This is a genomic window from Pseudanabaena yagii GIHE-NHR1 (assembly GCF_012863495.1).
Lineage (GTDB): Bacteria > Cyanobacteriota > Cyanobacteriia > Pseudanabaenales > Pseudanabaenaceae > Pseudanabaena > Pseudanabaena yagii.
On record NZ_JAAVJL010000004.1, the window covers coordinates 69,426 to 91,055 of the forward strand.

A 21,630-nucleotide genomic window follows, 5' to 3' on the forward strand; every position below is an offset into this window, starting at 1 on the left:
TATGGGTTTTGGTTTTTAATTAATTATGCCTAGCTACTTACAGCGTTTTGCGCTCAAACCCGAACAAGAAACTTTTTGAAATTGTTGCAAAGCAACTATGAATGATACTCAGCAAGAACAAGAACTACATCAACAGCTTGCAAACTCACACCGCGATCGCGAATGGAAAGCACTTAAGATTTTTATGTCCATCAGCATTCCTTGTTCGGTTGCTTTACATTTCGTTACCCTCTCGGCACTGCCCCAACTCGGTGGACAGGTTGGTAATTCCAATCGCGACTCCCAAGAGGAATTGCTAGAATTTAAAATTGTGGAAGAGTCCCAAGAGACAAAGCTAGAAGATATCAATCAAATATTAGATACCCGTCAAGCCGAAAATATAGAAGAAGCGATCGCCTTTGCCCCAATCGCTAATCTCAAAGATTCATCCACAATTGGCAACCCTGACTCTAACAATACTTCTACCGACTCAGCTAAAGGTGCTGGGAATCTTTCACCGACGGATAGTGAGAAACCCATAGATAGCCAAAATCCTGCGGAGGCTGCTAAGGATATTGTTAAAACCACTAGTTCAATTTTGTCTAATACTCTACCGAATGCCTTAAAAGTTGCTCCCAATACGCCCAATCTTTTTCAAGGCAAAGGCTCTTTAGGCTCTCTAGTTCCCAATGGTACTAACAAAAATGCTACAGGACTTGGATGGGGTAAAAATGGCGATCGCCAAAGTAATTTTGGTAACGGGCGATCGTCTAGTAGTGCTTTAGGAAAAATTGGTGCACCTTTGGGGCTTCCAACTGGCAATATCAACTCTACATCTACCAATAACTCTAACAATCCTTCAAATTCTACCGTTCCTGCTAATCCCTCCAACAATTCCCCAAATACTAAAATCCGTTGTCAAAGTTGTGCAAAGCCTGATTACCCAGTCAATGCTAGAGATCGCGGTTTAGAAGGACAGGCAAAAGTAGCTGTTGATGTTGATAGCAATGGCAATGTGATTAATGTGCGATTGCTCAACTCTAGCGGTCATTCTGAATTAGACGAAGCAGCGAAGCAAGCTGCATGGAATTGGAAGTTTGATCCTTCGCAAAATGGTAAACAGGCAATCCCTGCCAGCATCAATTTTCAAATCGAGAACTCAGATTATGCAAAGCGTAGGCAAGAACAAAGACAACTAGAACCAAAACGTGAGGAAAACATTGCTCCAATTGCTGCACCAATCCAACCTAGTCAAACATCGCAGAATCCGATTCAGAAAGAGCCAGTAGCCCCTAAAACTGCTCCTGTGCAACCAACAAATGTTGATATCCCTAGGGATAATATTCTGCCAACAAAGCCAACGCCATCAACATCCGCACCCATTGAGACCATATCTCAGCCACCAATAACTCCTCAAACAACTCCATCGCTTGTAACAGAGCCACCAATAGCTCCTGCGCCAGTAATACTGCCTGAGTCACCTAGCAATCAAGAAAAGCCATCTCCATCTTCCACCAAAGTCGAGACAAGCAAATAACTAACCGAATAATGAGATGCTTTGCAGTGCTTGATTAATCTATTCTTGTGGAGATTAGTCGTAAAGTTTGAGGGATCTCCTCAGTTTCTGCATCAAATTCCAATAGGGTTTCACGGGTCGGTAAATATCCTGATTCCCCAAACGAGAGCAACATACGTTGTAAGGCAATCCATATTTCCGATTCAAATTCCCAATCGTAGCGAGAGTTTGACCTACCTGCGATCGATCGCAATGCCCAAAAGTAACTATTGCGGACAATTGAGCCTTGTTTGTTATATTTCGGCACATCGTCACGGTGAATAAATAGAACTTCATTATCGATCTTGGCACGCATTTGTTAAAGACTTATTGGAGAGTTGGCACTGTAAAATTATCGACTGATTAAGACAAAACCGCGCGTCTTACCTCCATCAAGATCAACAGTAGCGATCGCCTGCCATAACTCTTGAGCCTTGACCCATACAGGCGGATACTTGTAACGCGAAACATCAAGGATTAAAAAGCGATCCGTTGATTGATCATAAGCAGCGATCGGCGAGATATGCCCTCCTGTCTCTTGCCCAATCGATTTTCGCAAATAGTTGACAATCACAAAATTATTGGGCTGTTTTAAATTATCAGCAACTAACTGCCGAAATTGCGATATATCAATATCACCAGCATGATAGATCTTGACTTTGACATCATAGCTTTCTAGTAATTGAGCTAACCTCTCTAAATTCATTCCTCGTCTAGAAATAGCGCTAGCAGATGAAACCTTACGGGTGCGATCGCTATTAAAAAAGTTTTCTTGAGTAAACATATGAAAACTTGGATATTCAGGAGTTTCAGGCGCAGCAATATTTAGAGCATTGAGAACCATTACCATGCTAGCTACACCGCAATATGCTTGATTTTTTTGGGTGATAAAATGAATGCTTAGGGGGAAATAGTCATTTCTAAACTGACTATTAATTAATAGTTTTTCACCTTCGCTAGAGTTAAAAGGAATCAAGTTTGACGGTAGTTTTAGGGTTTGGGCAAATACACCATCTGCGAATATCCAACTCAGAATAAATGCTTTAATTACAATACTTATAACAATTTTCATGATATTCAACTAGCATTGAAAATAGAGAAAATTTGACAGTAAATTAAATCATCACTATCAAAAGTTTTTATTACAAAAATGTTTAATCTACTGTTTGATGAGCTACTTAACTACTGTTTCTTTCGGAAATAGAAATGACAGGGGGTAACTAGGATTAGCGGCAAATCCGAGAATGCCGCGATCGCGATGTTCGTAAATCAATTGATTATTGGCATCAAATAGGAATGTCGCGCCACGCTGCGTCATATATGAAGCATCAGGAACATAGGCATTCCAATTACCTAAAACTTCTGCCATATTTCGCAATCGCAATGTGGCAAGCTCAAAGGGACGCTGAAACCCAGAGCCACCCGCCCATTTAAAGAAAGAACCCTTTAATGGCGGTAATGGTGCAGCCTTGATAACCTCATCATCAGCGATTAACTGTGGCGCATGGCGATCGCCTTTATAGCCACGAAAGACTTCCTTTAATGTGCCTTGGCTCGCAATTCCTGCACACATCAACATGAGATTAACCCATGCACTTTGCCCTGATGTAAGTAAGGGAAACTTCGTCGTCAGTCCCGCATAGAGATTTAACTGCCGATGGAGTTCTCCCGTATTATCGACAAACATCCAATTAGGATCAAAACCTGTAAACTTACAGAAATATTCGCCTGACTGGCGATCCCCTATGCCGATCGCTCTAATAGCGATTCCTTCTGATTCAATGCGATCGCATTCTCTTTGAATCCACCAAATATATTCAAGACTATCAAAATCGCCTAGCTGAGGTAATACTAAAATGAGTTTGCGTGATGCTGATTGACAACTATCAAATATTGAGGCGATCGCACCATCACTAACCCGTTGCCGTTGAGTTTGACTAAGAATTTCGTAAGTATTCTGCATAGTGTTGATCAGATCACTGAACCTCTGCTAGTAAATTGGCTAGGCGCGGATATTTGGAAACTAAGCCAAAGGTTTCAGGTGAAACCACATCATAGGTAAAATGGCGCTGGGCAATGCAGAAGCGATCCCAAGCAGCAACTTCGATTCTGAATAATTTGATAATCGTATCAACCAGAAAAGGAGTGAGTTCAAATTGCCAACCAACTTTTAAATTTAAAAATTCACAGAACTGAGCCACTAAATCTTGAGCAGTTAAACGCTGCATTCCCAAAACTAAGCGGGCGGGTGATGGGGGAACTGATGGCACTGTTAGCAAATGGGTCACAACTTGAGCAATATCGCTGGCATGGACAAAATGGAAGCTACCATCGGTTTTCAGGAATCTGGCATAGGGAACATATTTGAGAATATCTTTTAATCCCTTAGAAAGGTGGGAATAGGGCTTATCCTTGGCTCCACCAAACACGAGGGTGGGAAATACAGTAATCAGGCGATCGCGAATTATCGAATTCTCTAAGGTCTCTAAACAAGCATGTTTAGATGCAATGTAATCTGTGCCAAATTCTCCTGCTTCGGGAATAATTTGATTATGGGAATCAAGAATGCTTGCTGTTGAGAAATAGATCGCCCGTTCACATACCAGTGGGTCAAGAGAGGAAAACAACTCGATGGTTTTATCACGATTAACGATAAATGCTTCTTCTCCCCCCCAGCCTGCGGCAGTACTGACCACAAATTCCATCGTGCGGAGTAACTCTTTATGATTACCAATATTCTGCATCGAGTCCTCGATGACATGCACATTAGGGCGATCGCGAAGATCGATCTGTAACTTACGGCGATCGCGCACCAATAGATATAGTTCGTAATCAGTTTTTGCTAAAAGCTCCTCGATCAAATAATGACCAACACAACCACTCGCACCTGTAATAAAGACTTTTTTCGGCATTCTCTTGAATAATTTAGGGGATTTTAACAATAGGATTTATCACCGTAGGGTTTAGTAATTCCTTGATTACTTACGGGAAAAAGCAACATATCCATCAGGACATATTGGTTTAGCAGCGAGCTTGAATCTTGGTGGTGGTTGGCGAGTTGGCTTCTGACTCTCACAGAGTAGCTCAACAGTTAGTACCTCCTGAGAATAAGGAACCAGTCTAGTTGTATAAACCAAACCGATATATGATTTCAAAGAATCTTTTTTAGCTAAGGCTATATGCTGTACTGCCTTTTTAGCATCTAAAACCACAACTTGATATTTATAGTTTTCTGACTCATCTTTGATACCTAGCTCTAGATCCCCCAGTTTGTTAGTAAAATATCCCTTTTCTGTAAAGAAAGCCTGATGACCTCGATTCATAACTGATATATAGGCTCTTGCTTCACTTTGCCATGCCAGATATGAAAGAGGGACAGACTCAGGGAAAGTAAGTTCAGCATCCAGTTTCGTATCATTGGATATCCGCTTTAATAAAAGGATATTAGGCATCAATAGGTTGCCGACAATGTTGGTTGTACTGGAGCCGTAGTACATTTGCTGCATGATTGCAGGCATAAATATCTGCTGAAGGATCAGTTGTCCCCTTGAGTTAATTGAGAAAGTCGCTCTCGAACCAAAACTACCCTGAAAAACGTCCAGATAGACTTGTCCATTTTCAGAATTAACTTGATATTCTGCTTTGACTGCGGTCTTTTTGCTGGGATTAATTAGATAAAGGTTGCCGTCGGGTGTAAATAAGACAGTGAGAGAATCTGTATCACTACCTAAAGTTGTTAGTTGCCATTTGCCGATTAATTGTCGGGCTTCATTCGGTAATTCTGTCGGTTCCGCCGCGATCGCCTGATGCTCGAGATCTGCCAAATTGTGATGTAGCATTATCAATGCTGAAGTATTTACCCCAATTGTTAGGGTTAGAGCAAGGGTTAACTTAGTGAACCATCGCTGTAATCGAGTTTTATGTAGAGAATATTGCATAAGTACTAAGTATATCTAAAGACCAATGCTTGCCAAATAATTTTACGCTTTCTGGTTAAGGGTTGATCTCTAGGTAAGTAGTTAAGCATAAGTAAACCTACAGCGCTTTGCCCTCAAAACCAAACCACAAGATGTTTTTTGAAAGGCTTGCGTCGCAAGCCTTTCAAAAAACATCTTGTGGTTCGTTTGATCGAAAATTGCTGTAAAACCCAAATTGCTGTTTCGCACGCTATGCGTGCGAAACAGCAATTTGGGTTTGGTTTATAACTATGCTGAGCTACTTACATCAGTTTTGCGGAGTACGTGAGAATTTGATTCTTGTGACAAATTTTATGACACAGAAAATTAATGGAAAGCTAATTCAAGGGCATCAGGTCGCATCTGGCAAAGGCGCAAATAGCCCCTATGCTCAAGGCACGATCTCCACACAAATACCTTTATTTCAAGAGTTAGGGCTGGACTTGTCGCCTTATTTTAGAGGCACTTTAAATGTGGACATATCCCCCTATACCTACCACATGAAAACCCCACAGTTCACTTTCCGTAAGGTGAATTGGACGATATCACACCCTCCCGAAGATTTTTCATTTTCACAATGTCTAATTATATATAACGACGATAGTTACGATGGCTGGGTGTATTATCCACATCCAGAAACTAAAATTCGGCATTTCCACAATCCTTCGATAGTTGAGGTGATTGCCATACCTATTCCCAAGATTAAATATGGCGATTTACTCCAAGTATCCATAAATCCCATTGAGATTGATATCCTTGATTTCACAGCTTAGGGACTTGCGATTAATTAAAGTACCTACGGCTTCGACTTCGCTCAGCCAACTTTGGCTGAGCGAAGTCGAAGCCATACAAACTCGGTGGTACTTTTTTTCTTGTCAAGTCCCTTAGGAATACGCAGGAAAGATTTTTGTGGCGTGACTTTACCACGCCACAAAAATCTTTCCTGCGTATTGCTGCGTATTATTGATTTTTCTTCAGGGCAAAGGATTGCTGCAGCATTGTCAGTGCATAATTAAATTTGAGGTCATGACTGGAAACCACGCTCTCAAAAATTACGTCCTAGCAATTTATGAAATCGCCACAACCGCCATCCCAGCCTAAGTCCCCGAAACCACCTAAGTCCAAGTTGATGACTCAGATCAATCAACTGACGCAGGTAGTTAATGGGGTATTAAAAATTAATCCGAAAGAGCGTGTCCCCAAGCTAGAAGTGCGCCGATCGCAAAAGGATAAGCCCGAAATTTATGACTTAGTAGGTGATCGCTACATATTAGGACGTAGCACTAGTAAATGCGATATTGTCGTGCAAACGCCACTGGTGAGCCAAGTTCATGCCCAGTTAGTGCGCGATCGCACCCAAAAGAAAGCACAATTTATTCTCCAAGATCAAGACTCGACGAATGGCATTTATCGCGATAAGCAAAGGCTCAAGTCTGTGCCATTACGTCACAAAATGAAAATCACACTAGGTCCTCCTGAATTAGCTGAGGCGGCGACAATTCGATATATTGATCCGCCACCTTGGTATATCCGCACGGTGCAATATACGGGTATTGGCATAGGCGCGATCGCAGGAATAATCGTATTAGCGATCGGCTATGAAGTGGGGCGCGTTCCCGACCTGAAACCCTTGCCCGTTACCCAACAGGGACCTGTAGAAGTCTTGGCAGGCGATGGCGTGAAACGTCTTGATCCTACGGATATTGCTAATCATACGGAATACAATACTTTAGCTGAGTTTGGGAAATTCATTCCCAATGCGGTAATTGCCTCTGAAGATACTTCTTTTTATTGGAATATTGGCGTTGACCCCGTAGGTGTAGGAAGGGCAATCGTCACAAATGTGCGTAGTCGGGGTGAGCGTTTAGAGGGTGCGAGCACCATTACACAGCAGTTAGCCCGCAACCTACTCGGTAAGACCTATGTGGGAACCGATGATTCCGCAGGTCGGAAATGGCGGGAGGCAGCAGCGGCGATCAAGCTTACCTTTACCTATAACAAAGAGGAAATCCTGCGTCTCTATCTAAATCGCGCCTATACAGGTAATGGAGTCTACGGATTCAAGGATGCGGCTAGGCTCTATTTCGGGAAAGAAGCCTCAGAGCTCAATCTCTCAGAAGCCGCAACCCTAGTAGGACTTTTACCTTCGCCTGAAACTATCAATCCTTTTAAGAATAAAGATCTTGCCATCGAATATCGCGATCGCATTCTCAATCGTATGGCAGAGCTAGGCATGATTACCGATAAGGATGCGGATCGGGCAAGGCGCACGGTATTAATTCTCAATGAAGCCGCAAAAACTAAACTCCAAGGCTCAGTAGCTCCCTACTACTATGGCTATGTTTTTGATGAATTGGAGGAGATCCTTGGGAAAAATTTTGCAAGGGAAGGGAATCTGATCGTTGAGACTAATCTTGATATCGCTATGCAGAAAGCCTCTGACGAAGCTTTACGTGATGCCGTGGCTCGCGATGGCGGAACCTATGGCTTTAGTCAAGGTGCGATCGTTACGATCAATACTAGCGATGGCTCAATATTAGCGATGACAGGTGGTGTCGATTATAAGTCGAGTCAATTTAACCGTGCTGCCCAAGCCCTGCGCCAACCTGGTTCAACATTTAAGTTATTCAGCTATGCTGCGGCTGTCGATCAAGGCATTTCCCCTAGTACCGCTTTTTCATGTAGTGCATTATCGGGGCTTGTGGGTTGTCACAATGGTGGTAGTGGAGCGATCGATATGTATCGCGGCTTTGCCCTCTCCGAGAATGTGGTCGCAGTCCGCGTAGCCGAAAGGGCAGGGCTAGAGAATGTAGTCAAAATGGCAAAGACTTTGGGAATCACTGCCAAGCTTGATGCCTCAAGCAACATGGTTTTAGGTGGCAATGAGGTCAAAATCTTAGAAATGGCCGGAGCCTATGCCACAGTGGTCAATGAGGGCAAATATATCAAGCCCCATGCCATCCAACGCATTCTCGATAGTGCTGATTGCAAAAATCCCAAGGATCGCCAAACCTGTCGCGTCATTTTTGATGCTAATACCTTCATTAAGCCCCGTCAGGTAATTGATGCAGGTGTTGCTAGCACGATGGTGGATATGATGCGTGGGGTAGTGCAATATGGGACAGGACGATCGGCGGCCATTCCCCAAGGTACGGTCGTTGGTAAGACAGGAACTACAGATGAAGGACGGGATCTTTGGTTTATTGGTGCAGTGCCACGACGTAATCTATTGGCAGCAGTATGGCTAGGCAATGATGAAGGGGTAACAAGAGGCTCAAGTGCAGTTGCCGCAGGGGTTTGGGGCGATTATATGCGTCAGGCAGTCCGTTGATTCCACAGAAAGAATACTTCGTATTCTTTCTGTGGATATAAAAACTTTTGCGAAACTTTTGTCAAAAGCGCTTGACGACTACCATAGGTGCTGTAGTATTGATTCCGTCTCATCAATTAATTGGAATTAACTCAGTGGAAATCACTAAGCACAAATTCCTAATATCACGGTTTTCAGATTGTTATAGACAAATTGAAAACTGCAAAATCCATACTTTTCTTAGTCTTTGATTTTCACTTTGTCTATGCCAAAGCGAAAATTGCGGTAATGCTTGTAATACTTATTAATTAAAGCTACATAGGAGCTATTGCGATGAATAAAGGTGAACTAGTAGATGCGATCGCCGAAAAGGTAAATGTATCTAAAAAGAATATTGAAGTGATCGTTACTGCTGCCCTCGAATCAATTGTTGATGCTGTGGCTGATGGCGATCGCGTTACTTTAGTTGGCTTCGGTTCCTTCGAGCCACGCGAACGCCAAGAACGTGAAGGTCGCAACCCCCGCACTGGCGAAAAAATGGTCATCGCCGCAACCCGCGTTCCTGCTTTTTCAGCTGGTAAGCAATTTAAAGAAAAAGTAGTTGAAGAATAATTTATAAAAATACAAATAATGTGAGTGGTGGCGCGATGCGCCGCCACTTCAGTTTAAAAGGGCGGCGCATCGCGCCGCCTATTTAAACTGGAAGTAATAAACTTTGCTCGATCGCCTGTCTAACGGGTTGGCGAATATAGCAGTCACTTTCTAAACATTCGACCAGCAAACGGTTAGCTTCACAATATTGACGTAAATTTTCGAGTTGCGGGGGGGTGAGATTCCAGATTTGACCAATATTGCGATAGCTAATAGCCTGTTGTCGCAGATTAGCGGCCCAGTCTTGCCATTTAGCATCACTGTCGGCATCTTCGGGGCAAGTATTGATTAACTCAGCGAGAGCTTTGGCTAAGCGCGAATCGGACATTTCTTGGGCATATTCCAAGGCGAGGCTCAAATCTAATTCCAGATCAAGTCCTAAATCTTCACCATCTTTGGTTTCCAGCGCACGGGCAAGATCAAAGGCAAGATCAAGATTGAGATTGCGGTTTTGGCAAAGATCAAGGTCTAAGACAAGAATACGCGCTAGCACATTGGCTAAGTTTAAGACATCACTTTGGGCGATCGCTCGACCGAGGGTAAGATAAAACGCACGGACGGACTGAATGCGATCGCTGACCTGTATGGCTTCAGCCTTTTGCTTGACCCATTGCAAGAGGTATTGCAGTTGGAGATCATCAGCGATGAGGCGATCGCACTGATCCTTCATCAATTGGAGCAATTCATCGGCGGAGCGCATCATTCCTACGGCGAGGCGCAGGACATCATGCCAACGGTGATCGCTAATTTTACTAGCTAGCAAGGCAAGCGTTTCAGGATTGCCATTGTAAACTAGTTCCCTTGCGGCTAAATATTCCTGAAAAGTTAAATGGGAAAAGGAATAAATACCCTTGGCGCGTTCCACAAATAAACCATGCTGTGACTCGATCGCCTTGATAATCGCCTCACTATCTAGCTGGAGTGCCTCCTCGTCGGTATGCGCTTTGGGCAAGTTACGAATGTAATCGGTAATATAACGTTCGAGATCAACCTGCCGAAAAAAATAATCCCCTTGATTGAAAGTTGTACAGGCAACTTGGGCTAATAAGTCCTCCTTGCGCTGCATTGAGAGATTTTTATAAATTTGATGCCGCTCAATATTGCGCTTTGCATCCCATTTTTTGAGCAGGACATCTAGTCCTTCGCGATAGAGTTCTGAGCGATTGGTGGGGAAATCACCATACTCATCAAAAACTAGACAGAGTAAGGTTAGTAATAAGGGATTTGTCGCTAGTTCTTGAATTGGACGATTCTCTTCTACTTTCCGCAAAAATAGGTCAATATGGCGAGCATTGCCACTAAACCAGCGTTGGGCAAATTGAGAAATCTGCAATGGCTGAAAGTTAGCCACCTCAACTTCTGTAAACTTCTCAAAGACATATTCCTGCGCTCCCAATCGACTCGTAATTACAAAGCGATTGGTATAGTACTGTTCCGAAAAACTCCGCAAATCTTCGAGCACCCGATGCAGATCATCTTCGCGAACTTCATCGAGACCATCTAAAAATAAAATCGCTCTGCCATGCTGCAACAGATGCTTGAGAGTTAGCTCATCACCAATGTTATGGGCGCGAAAATCTTGGGCAATGTAGTCTAAAATATGTGGCTGCAACTCCGAGCCTGCATATTGGCGCAGGGTTACAAAGATCGGCACTAGATCGCTAAAAATGTCCCCCTGTGAGCATTTGAGAGCAGTATATTTTAAGAGCGTGGTTTTCCCTGCCCCCGGTTTACCCAAGAGCATTAGTTTGCGATAGCGTTGCAGGGCATCCAGACTTGCCACTCGACTTTCATCGATCGCTGATGCCCCAAGGCGATCGCGTCCATGATAGGTAGCTAATAATTCCGCAATCCCCAAGCGCCGACGACTCGTAATTTTTTCTAAGACATCGGTTCCCGTATAGATTTCTTCTAAACTAATTGGGTGGGACATATCCAGCACCCGCATCGTGGCACAGCGTTCTTGGATAATTTGGCGACTGCGATATCGCAATTGCTGCACCAATTCTTCGATGTCAATATCTAGGACAAAATTTGTCATGCTAGGAGCCGCCTGCTTTGCTCCCAAAAAGCTTTGATCGCTTTGAGCAGTGGTTTCTGCATCTAGATAGTTTTGCAAAATATGCAACAAACGGTTGTTTTTGCCAGGACCTTTACCACTAATGTCAAACTTGCGGTAAATCTCCCCCATGCGTTTACGGTAAGCTTCTTCTGAGATTCCTAAAAAGCTAGCAACTTCACGATCTTCACGATTTTCCCCAAATCTTAGGAGGAATACACTTTCCTGATCAGCCGAAAGCTGATGGATTTGCGCCATTCGCGTCAGAAATTTTTGGGGAAACATAAGCTAGAGACATTTAGCAAGCCAGTAGATTTAATTTATCAGAAATATCGTGCTCTCGTGAGTAAGGTTTGGTTTCCCTGCCGAAGGCAGGGAAACCAAACTTAGCTTTTATTTCTGGGTCTTCTCAATCCAAGCATCAATATCTGCTAACAGGCGATCGCCTATTTCCCAAGGTAATAAATGGGCAGTTTGGGGATAACAAATAAATTCACAATTTGGCAATAATTTTGCAGTCTCAGCAGTTGATGCAGCAGTGATATGACGATCCTGTTCTGCGGCGATCGCTAAACAAGGAATTTGAATTTTGGCTAAGTCCTGCGTGCGATCATAACCCTGTCGCAGCGCTTGCATTAAAGCCCTATGGGCATAGCGCGAAGTTTGGAGATAAGCCTTTGCACCCGTAGTAGCAATAAGGTCATAGGCAGTTTCGGTATGCTGCTGGATTAAATAGCCGATTAGCGATCGCTTACCAAATAACTCAATATGCCAACGCGGTTTAACTGATCTTTTAGAAAAAACCTGTGATAGAGCCAAATGTAAAATCACGGCAGTGACTAAATTTGTATATTCCCACCAAGCAATTTTTGGCAAACTACTCCGTGGCTTTGCCGCAGTGGCAATAAGAATCAACCCGACAATTTTAGGTTTTGTGCGGGGATCTAGATTATTTGCCAAATTTTGTAGTGCTAGTTCGATCGCTAAAATTCCACCCAAAGACCAGCCCAAAATCAAATACTCCGTGCTCTTGCCATCTTCAAGATCCGCTTGATCTCGCATCAGCAAATTCCAGAGATCCTCAATATGAGCCGACATCGTAAAGCCAGCCTGAACTTGATTACTACCATACCCCCGCAAATCTGGGGCGATCATCTCAAGACCACGTTCCCGAAAATAGCTGACAAATGTCTGCATTGCTTCACTATTGCCTGGATGCCCATGTAAACAGAGGACTTTTAATCGGCGATCGCTACTCATCTACGCTTAAATACTGATAGAGCTTTATTTGTAAAATGTATCGAAAATCACCAATCTAATTTGTACGGGGTTGCTACGATCTAGATTGAATTAATCCGACTTTTAATATTTTTATAATATTTCTTTCTGCCCAGTTCTGTCCAAGCGCACCCAGACAAAACCATGATTGCTATGACAGGTTCCTTACCTAACTCAGACTTCGTGTCTACCAACGTGCCTAACACTTTAGCAGACGGACAGGTAGTGAGGAATGCCACATTACACATCCTACTTGCAGCTATGCGTGTGATGAGTCGCTTTACTGGAGTGATCCAAGTAGAGACCAAACACCATCGATGGAAACTATTACTCAGAGGAGGGGGATTAGTTTTAGCGGAAGAAGAAGGTCAAGTCATCCCGACATTAGTTCGTAAATATAATAATAAAGGTATTAATTTCTCACGCATTCCTGCTTGGGAGCAGCGTCAATCCAATCGCCCTTATTGCTATCCCTTTGTAAGTAACGTTTACAAAAAATATCCTGATATTACGAAGGAAGTTTTAAAAGAAGTTATCTTAGAAAACTTGCTGGCTCTGCATTTAGAGGATAAGTTTTCTTTTGTATGGTATCCCGCCAGCGATTTACAAACTAACCTACCAGTTTTGCCTTTGTCCATGCTGGAAAATGCGATCGCTAACGAGGTTAAGCAATGGCAAAAATTTGAATGTGTGAAACATCCCTATCAAGTAGTCCAACTTGTCGATGCCGCAAATTTATTAGCTAGAGTCGGGAATGATAATTTTCCATTGTTTGCCAAAGTCACGACGGGACAAGACCGCATCAGTGCGATCGCCGATACTTTTAAGCAACCAATCTATCGGACTGCGCTTTTACTAGATAAATTAGCTCAAAAAGATATTGTCTCGATTGTGGAATTACCAGATCGCCGAGCAGACAATGCCTTAGCTGATCGTTATTTATTAACAACACCCACAGTTAACAAAAATGAACCAAAGGTTTTCATCGTTGATGATTCACCTGTGTTATTACAACAAATGCAGCGTTTACTAACAAATTGGGGATATCAAGTTAGTTCTACGGACGATGCTGAAGCTGCTACTGAAAGAATTTTGGAATATAAGCCAAGCATTGTCTTTATTGATATCAATATGCCTAGTTTAAATGGCTTTGATTTGATCAAACAAATTCGCCGCCAACGAGAACTAGCCTCGCTTGCACTGGTACTAGTCACTGCGGAAAACAGCATGACCAATAACTTTCGCGCAAGATGGGCAAATTGCCGATTTCTCGCTAAACCGAGATCGTCATCAGATACACCAAAGTTCCGTGATGAATTGCGTAACCTATTAAGAGAAACAGCCCCTTTATCGACTGATACCTTAGTTTAAAATCTAGGTTTAAAGTATAGATATTTTGCTGATTTCCTATTTGTATTTTTATCGGATTATTGACCAAGGCTGCATAAATAGTTATAAGCCAGATCTAAATTAATTTTAGTTGTTTTAATTAAAGTCTTCCAAATTATCGTATTCACACAGACAGGCAAAAAACTATGACCGAACGTTTTTTAGTAATTGATGATTCTGCAACCCAAAGACATTTATTAGCCTCTTTATTGCAGGACTTAGGTCATACCGTAGATTTATGTGAATCAACAGTTGGGGCTTTAGACAAGATTATCAATAATCATTACACGGCTGTTTTTTTAGACATTGTGTTGCCAGAGCAGGATGGTTATCGATTTCTCCGTGAAATGCGATCGCACCGTCAGACTGCTGATCAGTATGTAATTTTGTACTCCACGAAAACCACCAAGCTAGAAATCGAATATGGACTCAAACGCGCTAAGGCAAATGACTATTTGCCCAAACCTGTGAGCCGTGAGTCATTATCTGATGTCTTACGGAAACTGCCCCAACCTGTTTAACCCCCTTGCATAATGAGCAATCTGGATTCCGAAACATTAGCTAGCACCGCACAGCCGCATCAATTGATTGCTCCCAGTAATCGGTATATCTTGGCAAAAGCAGGTGATCGCACCGTTACCTTTCCTGATGTTTTGGTATCAGAAATTATCATGGTAGATCGTAATGCGATATTAGCTTTGCCTTTTTATGAAGCCGAGATCGTTGGTGTCATCCATCATCAAGCAACCATTATGCCCTTGCTATTATTAAGACTATTAATAGGCGAACAACGGGCTTTAATCACAGAATCATTGACAGTAGTGAGATTAAGTAAAGCTGCCAATGAGTTGAATCAACAACCAATGAGTGGGGTGGGAATAGTTGTAGATCGGGTAATTGGGAGCCTCACTCCTGATGAATACCAAAGCAATCAATACCTAAATAGTGACGATCAAAATTTTGATTTTTCAGATTTAAAATCCTTGGATCTACTGCAATCAGAGATTTCTACAATTACTGTTACAAAAAAAATAAACCAAATAGTAGCGAATATTAAGGAGAACGAGTATACTCCCATTGAAATTATCCTATCAAGTATTCCTACTCATATTTGGCAACCGCAACGTTGGGGTGAGTATAGTGTAGGATAATCCCACAAAAATCTGACCCTTTCCCTATAGCGAATGCATATGGCAAGCACACCTAAAACAAAAACAGCAACTTCTGTAGGCAAGAGCGCACAGGAAAATTCAAAGCAGCGATCGCCTAAATCCCCCAAAGCAGCCAAACAGGGCAGCCAACAGGGCAAACCAAAAGGCTCTATTGGGTTGGGTTTATTGCTAATTGCAATTGGTACATCGCTTATAGGGTTAGGTGGTTTAGGATACTTGTTTTATCAAGAATTGCTAAGCAGTTCTAAGCGAGAAGTTAGTCAATCCGCCGAATTGCAATCGACACAGATCGAGTCCAAGCTCAACAGCGTCCGTCAAGCTGCCGATGGAGTCGCGCTCAATGCCAAAGCCCTGTCCCAACAAGCACCCAAACCGAAAACGGTAGATCAGTATCAAAAGCTGGTGATTGATGGATTCCCAAAATCAGAGGCAGTCGCAGGTATAGGCATTGCCCAAAATGAAAACCTACTATTTACAGTTCCCAAGCCCACAGTCCCCTATGTATTAAAGGAACAGTCAGGACTCAAGCTCGAAGGCGCTACCCAGAAGTTACCTGCCCCCAATGACAAACTATTAGCGGGTAATCGTACCGATTTTCAAAATAGTCCCCTTTATAAATCCCCCATTACCAAGTCCAAAGAAGCTTGGTCAGAGCCATATAGCGCTTTAGGCAAAACGATCGTCACCTATAGTAGCCCCATCCTTGATGGACAAAAGGTTTTAGGTGTGGTCAATGCCGATGCGATCGCTAATAATTTGGTGGCTAGTACTAATGCAAGCGCTAATAGTGAGAGTAAAGTTGGCTTTGTCGTTGTCAGTGCCAGTGGCAAAGTGATCACATCCTCAGATCAATTGGCAACACAGTTACAGAATCCTGCCACAACCGAAGCAATCAAAAATTTGGCACAACAAGCCAAGGCTCAACCCACAGGCATTGCTCAAACAGGCGGCAATCTCTGGGCATATCGCAAAATTGAAGGCAGTGACTGGATTGTAGCTGCATCCCTACCAGAATCTGAAATTACGAACAAGTTGCTGATTTTAGTTGGTGGAGCCGCCATCGGTATCAGTACGATTTTAGCGATCGCGATCCTCAGTTTTGTTAATTCCCTCAAAAAACGCCTTCAGCCCCTTACCGAAGAATGCGATCGCTTTTTGGCTCAACAGGGAGCTACAAAGATAAACATTGCGGGCAAGGATGAAATTGATCAGCTAGGGCTATCACTGAAAAATACTTTGCAAAAAGCCAAAACCAGTGAATTGCGACTGCGTAGTGAAGCAAGCCAAGCGGCAACCTTAGATGACACTACCTCTGCCCAAATCCAGCAAAGCTTTGCGGAAGCGGAGTTGATGGAAGAAGAAGTCGGCAATTTACTAGATGTCGTCTCCTCAATGGAAGAGGGGGATCTCACCGTTGAAGCGCAAGTCAATGATCGCGCCACAGGACTAGTCGCGGATACCCTCAATCGTTTACGAGAAAAACTGATCGAAGTTATTTCGAGCGTATTGGGGACAGCTCAACAGGTCGCACAGGGCGCATCAGATCTCGAAGCACTTGCCCAAACAGTCGTGCTTAACACGGCGGAGCAAGCGCAGTCTGTAGCCCAAGGGCAGGCTCTCACCGCACAGGTTGCGGCGATCGCTCAGCGATCATCAGAGCAGGTAAGTGTGGCGAACCAGTCCCTCCAAGGAGTGCGCGATACCGTTACCTCAGGACAGACTGCCATTGATAACCTCACCGAAAGCATCAGTGTGTTGCAGACGGGTTCAGCGCAGATCGTGCAGCGGATGAAAACTCTTGGCGAATTTGTAGGCTTAGCGGAGCAGTTCGTACAGGATCAAGGGCAAATTGCTCAGTTAACCCAAGTTCTCGCACTCAATGCTACTCTCGTCGCATCGCGGGCGGCAGAACAAAAAGATCCCAACCAGTTTGCAGGCGTTGCGCGTGAATTTGAAGCGATCGCAGGTCAAGTCAATGATTTAGCAACTCAAACCAATGAAGGATTAACCGTTCTCCAACAACGCACATCTCAAATCCAAACCGTTGTAACCGCGATTGATGCCGAAGTTCAAAATTTAAGCGGACTAGTTTCAGGTTTCACTACAGGCGTAGAGTCTTCCCAGTTTGCGTTTCACAGCATTCAAATTGCTACGGAAGAGGTTGTCCAAATTGGGCAAACCATCACTGACTCTAGTCTGGAAATTACAGAAGCAGCAGGTTCTACAGCTAGTTACATTAGTGAAATCGCTCAGTTAGCAGATCGCACGGCGGATCTCACCAGAGCAGCAAGGCAACAAGCCGAAGCCATGGGCAATCAAGCCCAACAATTGCTACAGGGTATTCAATTCTTCCGTTTACCTGAAGGGGTTGCTTATACCAATAATGCTCAACATGTAGATGCTGATGCTTTAAGCGATCGCCCTGAAACTGAGGTCAATAGTTTGTTCGATGCGCCATCAGAATCGAGCAATACTGGAGCTAATGGTAACTTAGTTGTACCTGCGATCGCGGTAGCGGCAGCAGCAACTGCTGTGGCAATTTCTCAATCAGGACAAAATGCCGAAGCCTATACTGCGCCTGAGGATTTCGATAATTTAGATAATACTGCAACTGACAATCAATATCTCCAATCCCTTTTGGATGACCGCATTAACGAAGATAGTACTGATTACGCACTATCAGACAGCCCTGAAGTTGTTAACTCTATAGAAAATGTAGCATTGCCCCAAGAGCAAAGTTTTGCCTCCACTTCAGAAAACTTTGCCTCCGAAAATGCTTTTGACTATGCTCTAGCAAATGTCATGGCAGAGGATGATGCTGCTAATAATTTCTTGGATACTCCTCCCCATGATGAGTCCCAAGCCCCAGAAAATGTCTATTCTGAGCTAACTGATATCTCTGTCATCGAAGAATCGCTGCTTGCGGATCTCAGACATGAAATTTATGACGAATTATCAGAAGATGAAGGCATTACAGATCAGGAAGATGTAAGCACAGAAACGCATTCAGCCCTCAAAAACCCGATGGAAGGTGTTGATGAATTCTCGATCTCTGAAGCCTCTAGTGATCCCCTCATTATTTCGGCAACTTCCTCCTTTATGGAAGATACTGCTTTCGGTAATCCATCACCATTGTCTGAAGAGTCATTAGCAAACCTACCAACATCTGTTGATTTTTCGATTCCTGATTTAGATGATCATGATTTTGAAATTCCCAAAATCGATATCGAATCTACCCTCGACAACTCAAATTCATTCTTTGATGCGAGTTCAGTGCAAACTAATGAGGTTGAATCAAGCTTTGATCCATTTGCGATGGAGCAATCAACCACAGATACCAGTGATTACGCCACAGATGACGTATTTACGTTAGATGATCAAGGTGAAGATCTGAATGACAATATCAATGAAAATATTTCAGAAGATCTATCCTATAACCTAGTAGAAGATATCGGATCGGGTCAATTTGAAGATTACAACGTTGATGATTTTAGTGTTAATCCATCTGAAAGTTATGATGAGTACACATCCCATGACGAGTTTGCTCAATCCCTAGAAGGATCATTAGAAGGCACTCCTAATGAGGCTTTCAACGACACATTCGATACTGCTTTTGATGAAACTCCATTTGATCCAGCCTTTGGAGAAGCCTTAACTAGTTATAATGCTGTCGAGCCATCGTTAGAGCCAGCCTATGATAGTTTCGCAGATCATGCCGATGCTCAATTCGAGACTCCATCTAGCGAAGAAGACTATAGTTTCTACGATCAGTTTGAAGCACCTGCCAACCTAGAGGCAGATGCCCTAAACGAACAAATCACCGATCTCGCATCCGAATATATTCCAGAATCTCACTCTGAAGATTCTGGAAACTTCGCTGGTTTACCAAATGTTATTCCTGATGTTTATCTTGAAGATGTTACAGAGGAGGCATTACCAGATGAATTTGAATTTGACTTCCAAGAGAACTTGTCAGCCGAATCTAGCAATAGCAATTTAGATGATGCTCACAATATCTTCGATGAGCCTAGTTTTGAACTTGAACCCACCAGTGAAGAGTCTAGTGCTACCAATGCAGATTTTGGCGATCCTTTTTATGTGGCTGATCTCCCTGAGTTATCCGAAGAAGATGAGTTCATTGAGCAACAAAACTATTTATTTACAGAAACTGCGATCGCTCCAGAAACTAGCATTCAAGCAAATAGTTTCTTAGATTCAGCATCAGAGGAATTTAATGAGGAATTTACTTTTGATCTAGACGATCATGCAACGAATTCTGACGAGTTAGAAACACCTCATAATATCTTTGAAGATTCCTTTGCTGAAGCAAATGCCTATGAAGATATTGGCGAATTTGCCAATCCATCTGCAGATTATGCGGATATGGCTGATCAGCTTAATCAGTTAGAAGCATCTACTAATGATTTTGATACATCTAATTTCTATCAAGAAAGTGAAGAATTTGCTGATAATTTTGAGCTAGATAATTTAGCTAGCCAAGCAGATGCTTTCGTACCAGAAATTTCGATTGCCTCAGAATCTGATCAACAAAACGCGCCAACAGCAGAAGCATCCTTAGATGAGGCTTCCACAGAGTTTAATTTTGACCTATCCGAAGATTTGACTAATATTGGCAATTTAGGCAATTTAGAAAATTTAGGTGATGGCATCACAGACACATCCAATATTTTTGACGAATCTAGCTTATCCCTGAGCGATGAGGAGTTTACACCTGAGGATGCGATCGAGTTTGACACCTCACAACAGGAAGAATTACCTCAAGTTGAAATTGCAGATCTATCTAATTTTAATGAGGATATTTCTGAATTTGCGTTTCCAGACTTCTCTGATATGAATGCAGAGACAGATATGCCAGCAGCGATCGCAGATACTAATTTTGCAGATACAGCAGATACAGGATCTCACGATCAATTTGCCGATCTGTCCGATCCTTTTAGTAGTTCTAGCTCTCAGTTTGAAATGCCTGACTTCTCAGGTGATGCTTTATTAGAAGAAGAGATGGATCTAGATACCTCAGATGACTTTGATTCCTTAACCTTGGATGACGAAGTACCGATTAACTCTGTAGAAATGCTACTAGAAGAAAGCAGTGCAGAGGATTCCAGCTCTCTTACGGATGACGCTATTTCCATTGATAACTGGGACGATTTGCCAGATCTGAGTGCTGGTGATGCATTCACTGTTGTACAAGCAGATGTCCAAAACGAAATATCAGCAGAAAATATAGGCTCCTTAGAAGAGACATCAGAATGGGAAGAAGAAACATTTTTTGATTCCCTATCATCGGATTCTATAGGAGATCATGATCTGATTTCAGCATCGCCAGAAAATCCTCTAGATATGGTCACATCTGATGCTCATGACGAAGCTTCAGCATTTCTAGCAAATTCTCTAGATGAAATGACATCTGAAGTTGACAACTTCATGTTGGATGAGGAATCTTCAGCGTCATTAGATTCGGGTGACAATGATCCTTTCGATTTTTCTGAGAATTGGTTAGATGAGGCGATACCTGACAACGATCAGAATATTGATGGGCTTGCGGATTTATCCATTGGTGAATATCCTTCCAATCTTCTCAATGACCTAGAATCGGATAACTCCAATGAGCCTAACTATGGATTTGCTGATGATTTATTAGATAGTCTCATGGATGAGTCTGATACAGGCATCAATGATTTATCGACAAGCTTCCCAGATCTATCTGTGGATAATTCTGCTATACCATCGGAACCATCGGAGCATACGACGGATATGGCTAATCCAATGGAGATGCTGGCTGATGGTGGATCTGACGATCGCGAATCACAATTTGATTTTGACTTTTCCGCCTTTGATGAGCTAATCGACGATATCAGTAACCCAACCCCTGCAAGCCTAGACTCCATCAATAGTAACCCTAATTCTTCAGATACTTCTAGTAACTCTGTAGCAGCTAGAGCAGAAATTGAAGACTTTCTCTCAGGCGCGCTGGGGCTAGATGATCTAGATGATGAGGTTTCAGCATTTCAAGACAATATTTCAGTAAAGCCTGATGAAAAGAAGCCTAATCCTAATAAACCAGTAACAAATGACAAAGCTTAGGATGTCTCAATAAAATAAAGGCGGCGAATAGTCCTAAAAAGGAAAGGATTTATTTTAGTAAGGATGGGCGGCTCTTCGCGCCGCCCATCCTTACATATTTAGCCTTACCAAGGCGGTGCATTGCGCCGCCTTTATTTTTGTTTTAAACAGGGCTAGATTTTTGACATTGTTGCGAA

At 42.8% G+C, this 21,630-nt stretch carries 15 protein-coding genes; 8 read left to right on the plus strand and 7 right to left on the minus strand.

What is annotated here, in order from left to right:
- Positions 1 to 97: 97 nt before the first annotated feature.
- Positions 98 to 1,516 (plus strand): energy transducer TonB, encoded by a 1,419-nt coding sequence (locus HC246_RS22765; protein ID WP_169365711.1) that lies wholly within the window; start codon positions 98 to 100, stop codon positions 1,514 to 1,516.
- A 34-nt stretch (positions 1,517 to 1,550) separates the two neighbouring features.
- On the opposite strand, the gene HC246_RS22770 is transcribed toward HC246_RS22765, so the two are convergent.
- The 5 genes from HC246_RS22770 to HC246_RS22790 form a co-directional block, all read right to left on the minus strand.
- The gene (locus tag HC246_RS22770) at positions 1,551 to 1,850 is read right to left on the minus strand and encodes a hypothetical protein (protein ID WP_169365712.1); all 300 of its coding nucleotides are present in this window, start codon (positions 1,848 to 1,850) and stop codon (positions 1,551 to 1,553) included.
- Positions 1,851 to 1,886: 36 nt separating this feature from the next.
- Positions 1,887 to 2,606 (minus strand): phytochelatin synthase family protein, encoded by a 720-nt coding sequence (locus tag HC246_RS22775; protein ID WP_169365713.1) that lies wholly within the window; start codon positions 2,604 to 2,606, stop codon positions 1,887 to 1,889.
- 102 nt (positions 2,607 to 2,708) lie between these two features.
- Positions 2,709 to 3,497, minus strand: a complete 789-nt coding sequence (locus tag HC246_RS22780; protein ID WP_169365714.1) for a peroxiredoxin-like family protein — start codon at positions 3,495 to 3,497, stop codon at positions 2,709 to 2,711.
- A gap of 13 nt (positions 3,498 to 3,510) precedes the next feature.
- A complete protein-coding gene (locus HC246_RS22785; RefSeq protein ID WP_169365715.1) occupies positions 3,511 to 4,446 on the minus strand; it encodes an NAD-dependent epimerase/dehydratase family protein in 936 nt (311 codons plus the stop codon).
- A gap of 66 nt (positions 4,447 to 4,512) precedes the next feature.
- Positions 4,513 to 5,472, minus strand: a complete 960-nt coding sequence (locus HC246_RS22790; RefSeq protein ID WP_169365716.1) for a type IV pilin-like G/H family protein — start codon at positions 5,470 to 5,472, stop codon at positions 4,513 to 4,515.
- Positions 5,473 to 5,804: 332 nt separating this feature from the next.
- Here HC246_RS22790 and HC246_RS22795 point away from each other — a divergent pair, with 332 nt between their 5' ends.
- The 3 genes from HC246_RS22795 (at position 5,805) to HC246_RS22805 (ending at position 9,412) form a co-directional block, all read left to right on the plus strand.
- Entirely contained in the window at positions 5,805 to 6,263 is a 459-nt protein-coding gene (locus tag HC246_RS22795) for a hypothetical protein (protein WP_169365717.1), read from the plus strand.
- Between the two features lie 296 nt (positions 6,264 to 6,559).
- The gene (locus HC246_RS22800; RefSeq protein ID WP_169365718.1) at positions 6,560 to 8,821 is read left to right on the plus strand and encodes a transglycosylase domain-containing protein; all 2,262 of its coding nucleotides are present in this window, start codon (positions 6,560 to 6,562) and stop codon (positions 8,819 to 8,821) included.
- A gap of 312 nt (positions 8,822 to 9,133) precedes the next feature.
- Positions 9,134 to 9,412, plus strand: a complete 279-nt coding sequence (locus HC246_RS22805) for an HU family DNA-binding protein (RefSeq protein ID WP_169365719.1) — start codon at positions 9,134 to 9,136, stop codon at positions 9,410 to 9,412.
- An 82-nt stretch (positions 9,413 to 9,494) separates the two neighbouring features.
- On the opposite strand, the gene HC246_RS22810 is transcribed toward HC246_RS22805, so the two are convergent.
- Both HC246_RS22810 and HC246_RS22815 read right to left on the minus strand, forming a co-directional pair.
- Positions 9,495 to 11,795, minus strand: a complete 2,301-nt coding sequence (locus HC246_RS22810; RefSeq protein ID WP_169365720.1) for an NACHT domain-containing protein — start codon at positions 11,793 to 11,795, stop codon at positions 9,495 to 9,497.
- Positions 11,796 to 11,903: 108 nt separating this feature from the next.
- Positions 11,904 to 12,770 (minus strand): alpha/beta fold hydrolase, encoded by an 867-nt coding sequence (locus tag HC246_RS22815; protein ID WP_169365721.1) that lies wholly within the window; start codon positions 12,768 to 12,770, stop codon positions 11,904 to 11,906.
- Between the two features lie 171 nt (positions 12,771 to 12,941).
- On the opposite strand from HC246_RS22815, the gene HC246_RS22820 reads away from it, so the two are divergent.
- The 4 genes from HC246_RS22820 (at position 12,942) to HC246_RS22835 (ending at position 21,454) form a co-directional block, all read left to right on the plus strand.
- Positions 12,942 to 14,159, plus strand: coding sequence for a response regulator (locus HC246_RS22820; RefSeq protein WP_225903098.1), 1,218 nt, complete (start codon positions 12,942 to 12,944; stop codon positions 14,157 to 14,159).
- Positions 14,160 to 14,323: 164 nt separating this feature from the next.
- Positions 14,324 to 14,698: a response regulator gene (locus HC246_RS22825; RefSeq protein ID WP_169365723.1), complete on the plus strand. Its 375-nt coding sequence runs from the start codon at positions 14,324 to 14,326 to the stop codon at positions 14,696 to 14,698.
- A gap of 12 nt (positions 14,699 to 14,710) precedes the next feature.
- Positions 14,711 to 15,328: a chemotaxis protein CheW gene (locus HC246_RS22830; RefSeq protein ID WP_169365724.1), complete on the plus strand. Its 618-nt coding sequence runs from the start codon at positions 14,711 to 14,713 to the stop codon at positions 15,326 to 15,328.
- 39 nt (positions 15,329 to 15,367) lie between these two features.
- Positions 15,368 to 21,454 carry a methyl-accepting chemotaxis protein gene (locus HC246_RS22835; protein ID WP_169365725.1) on the plus strand — a complete coding sequence of 2,029 codons (6,087 nt, stop codon included), beginning with the start codon at positions 15,368 to 15,370 and terminating at the stop codon, positions 21,452 to 21,454.
- Positions 21,455 to 21,630 lie beyond the last annotated feature (176 nt).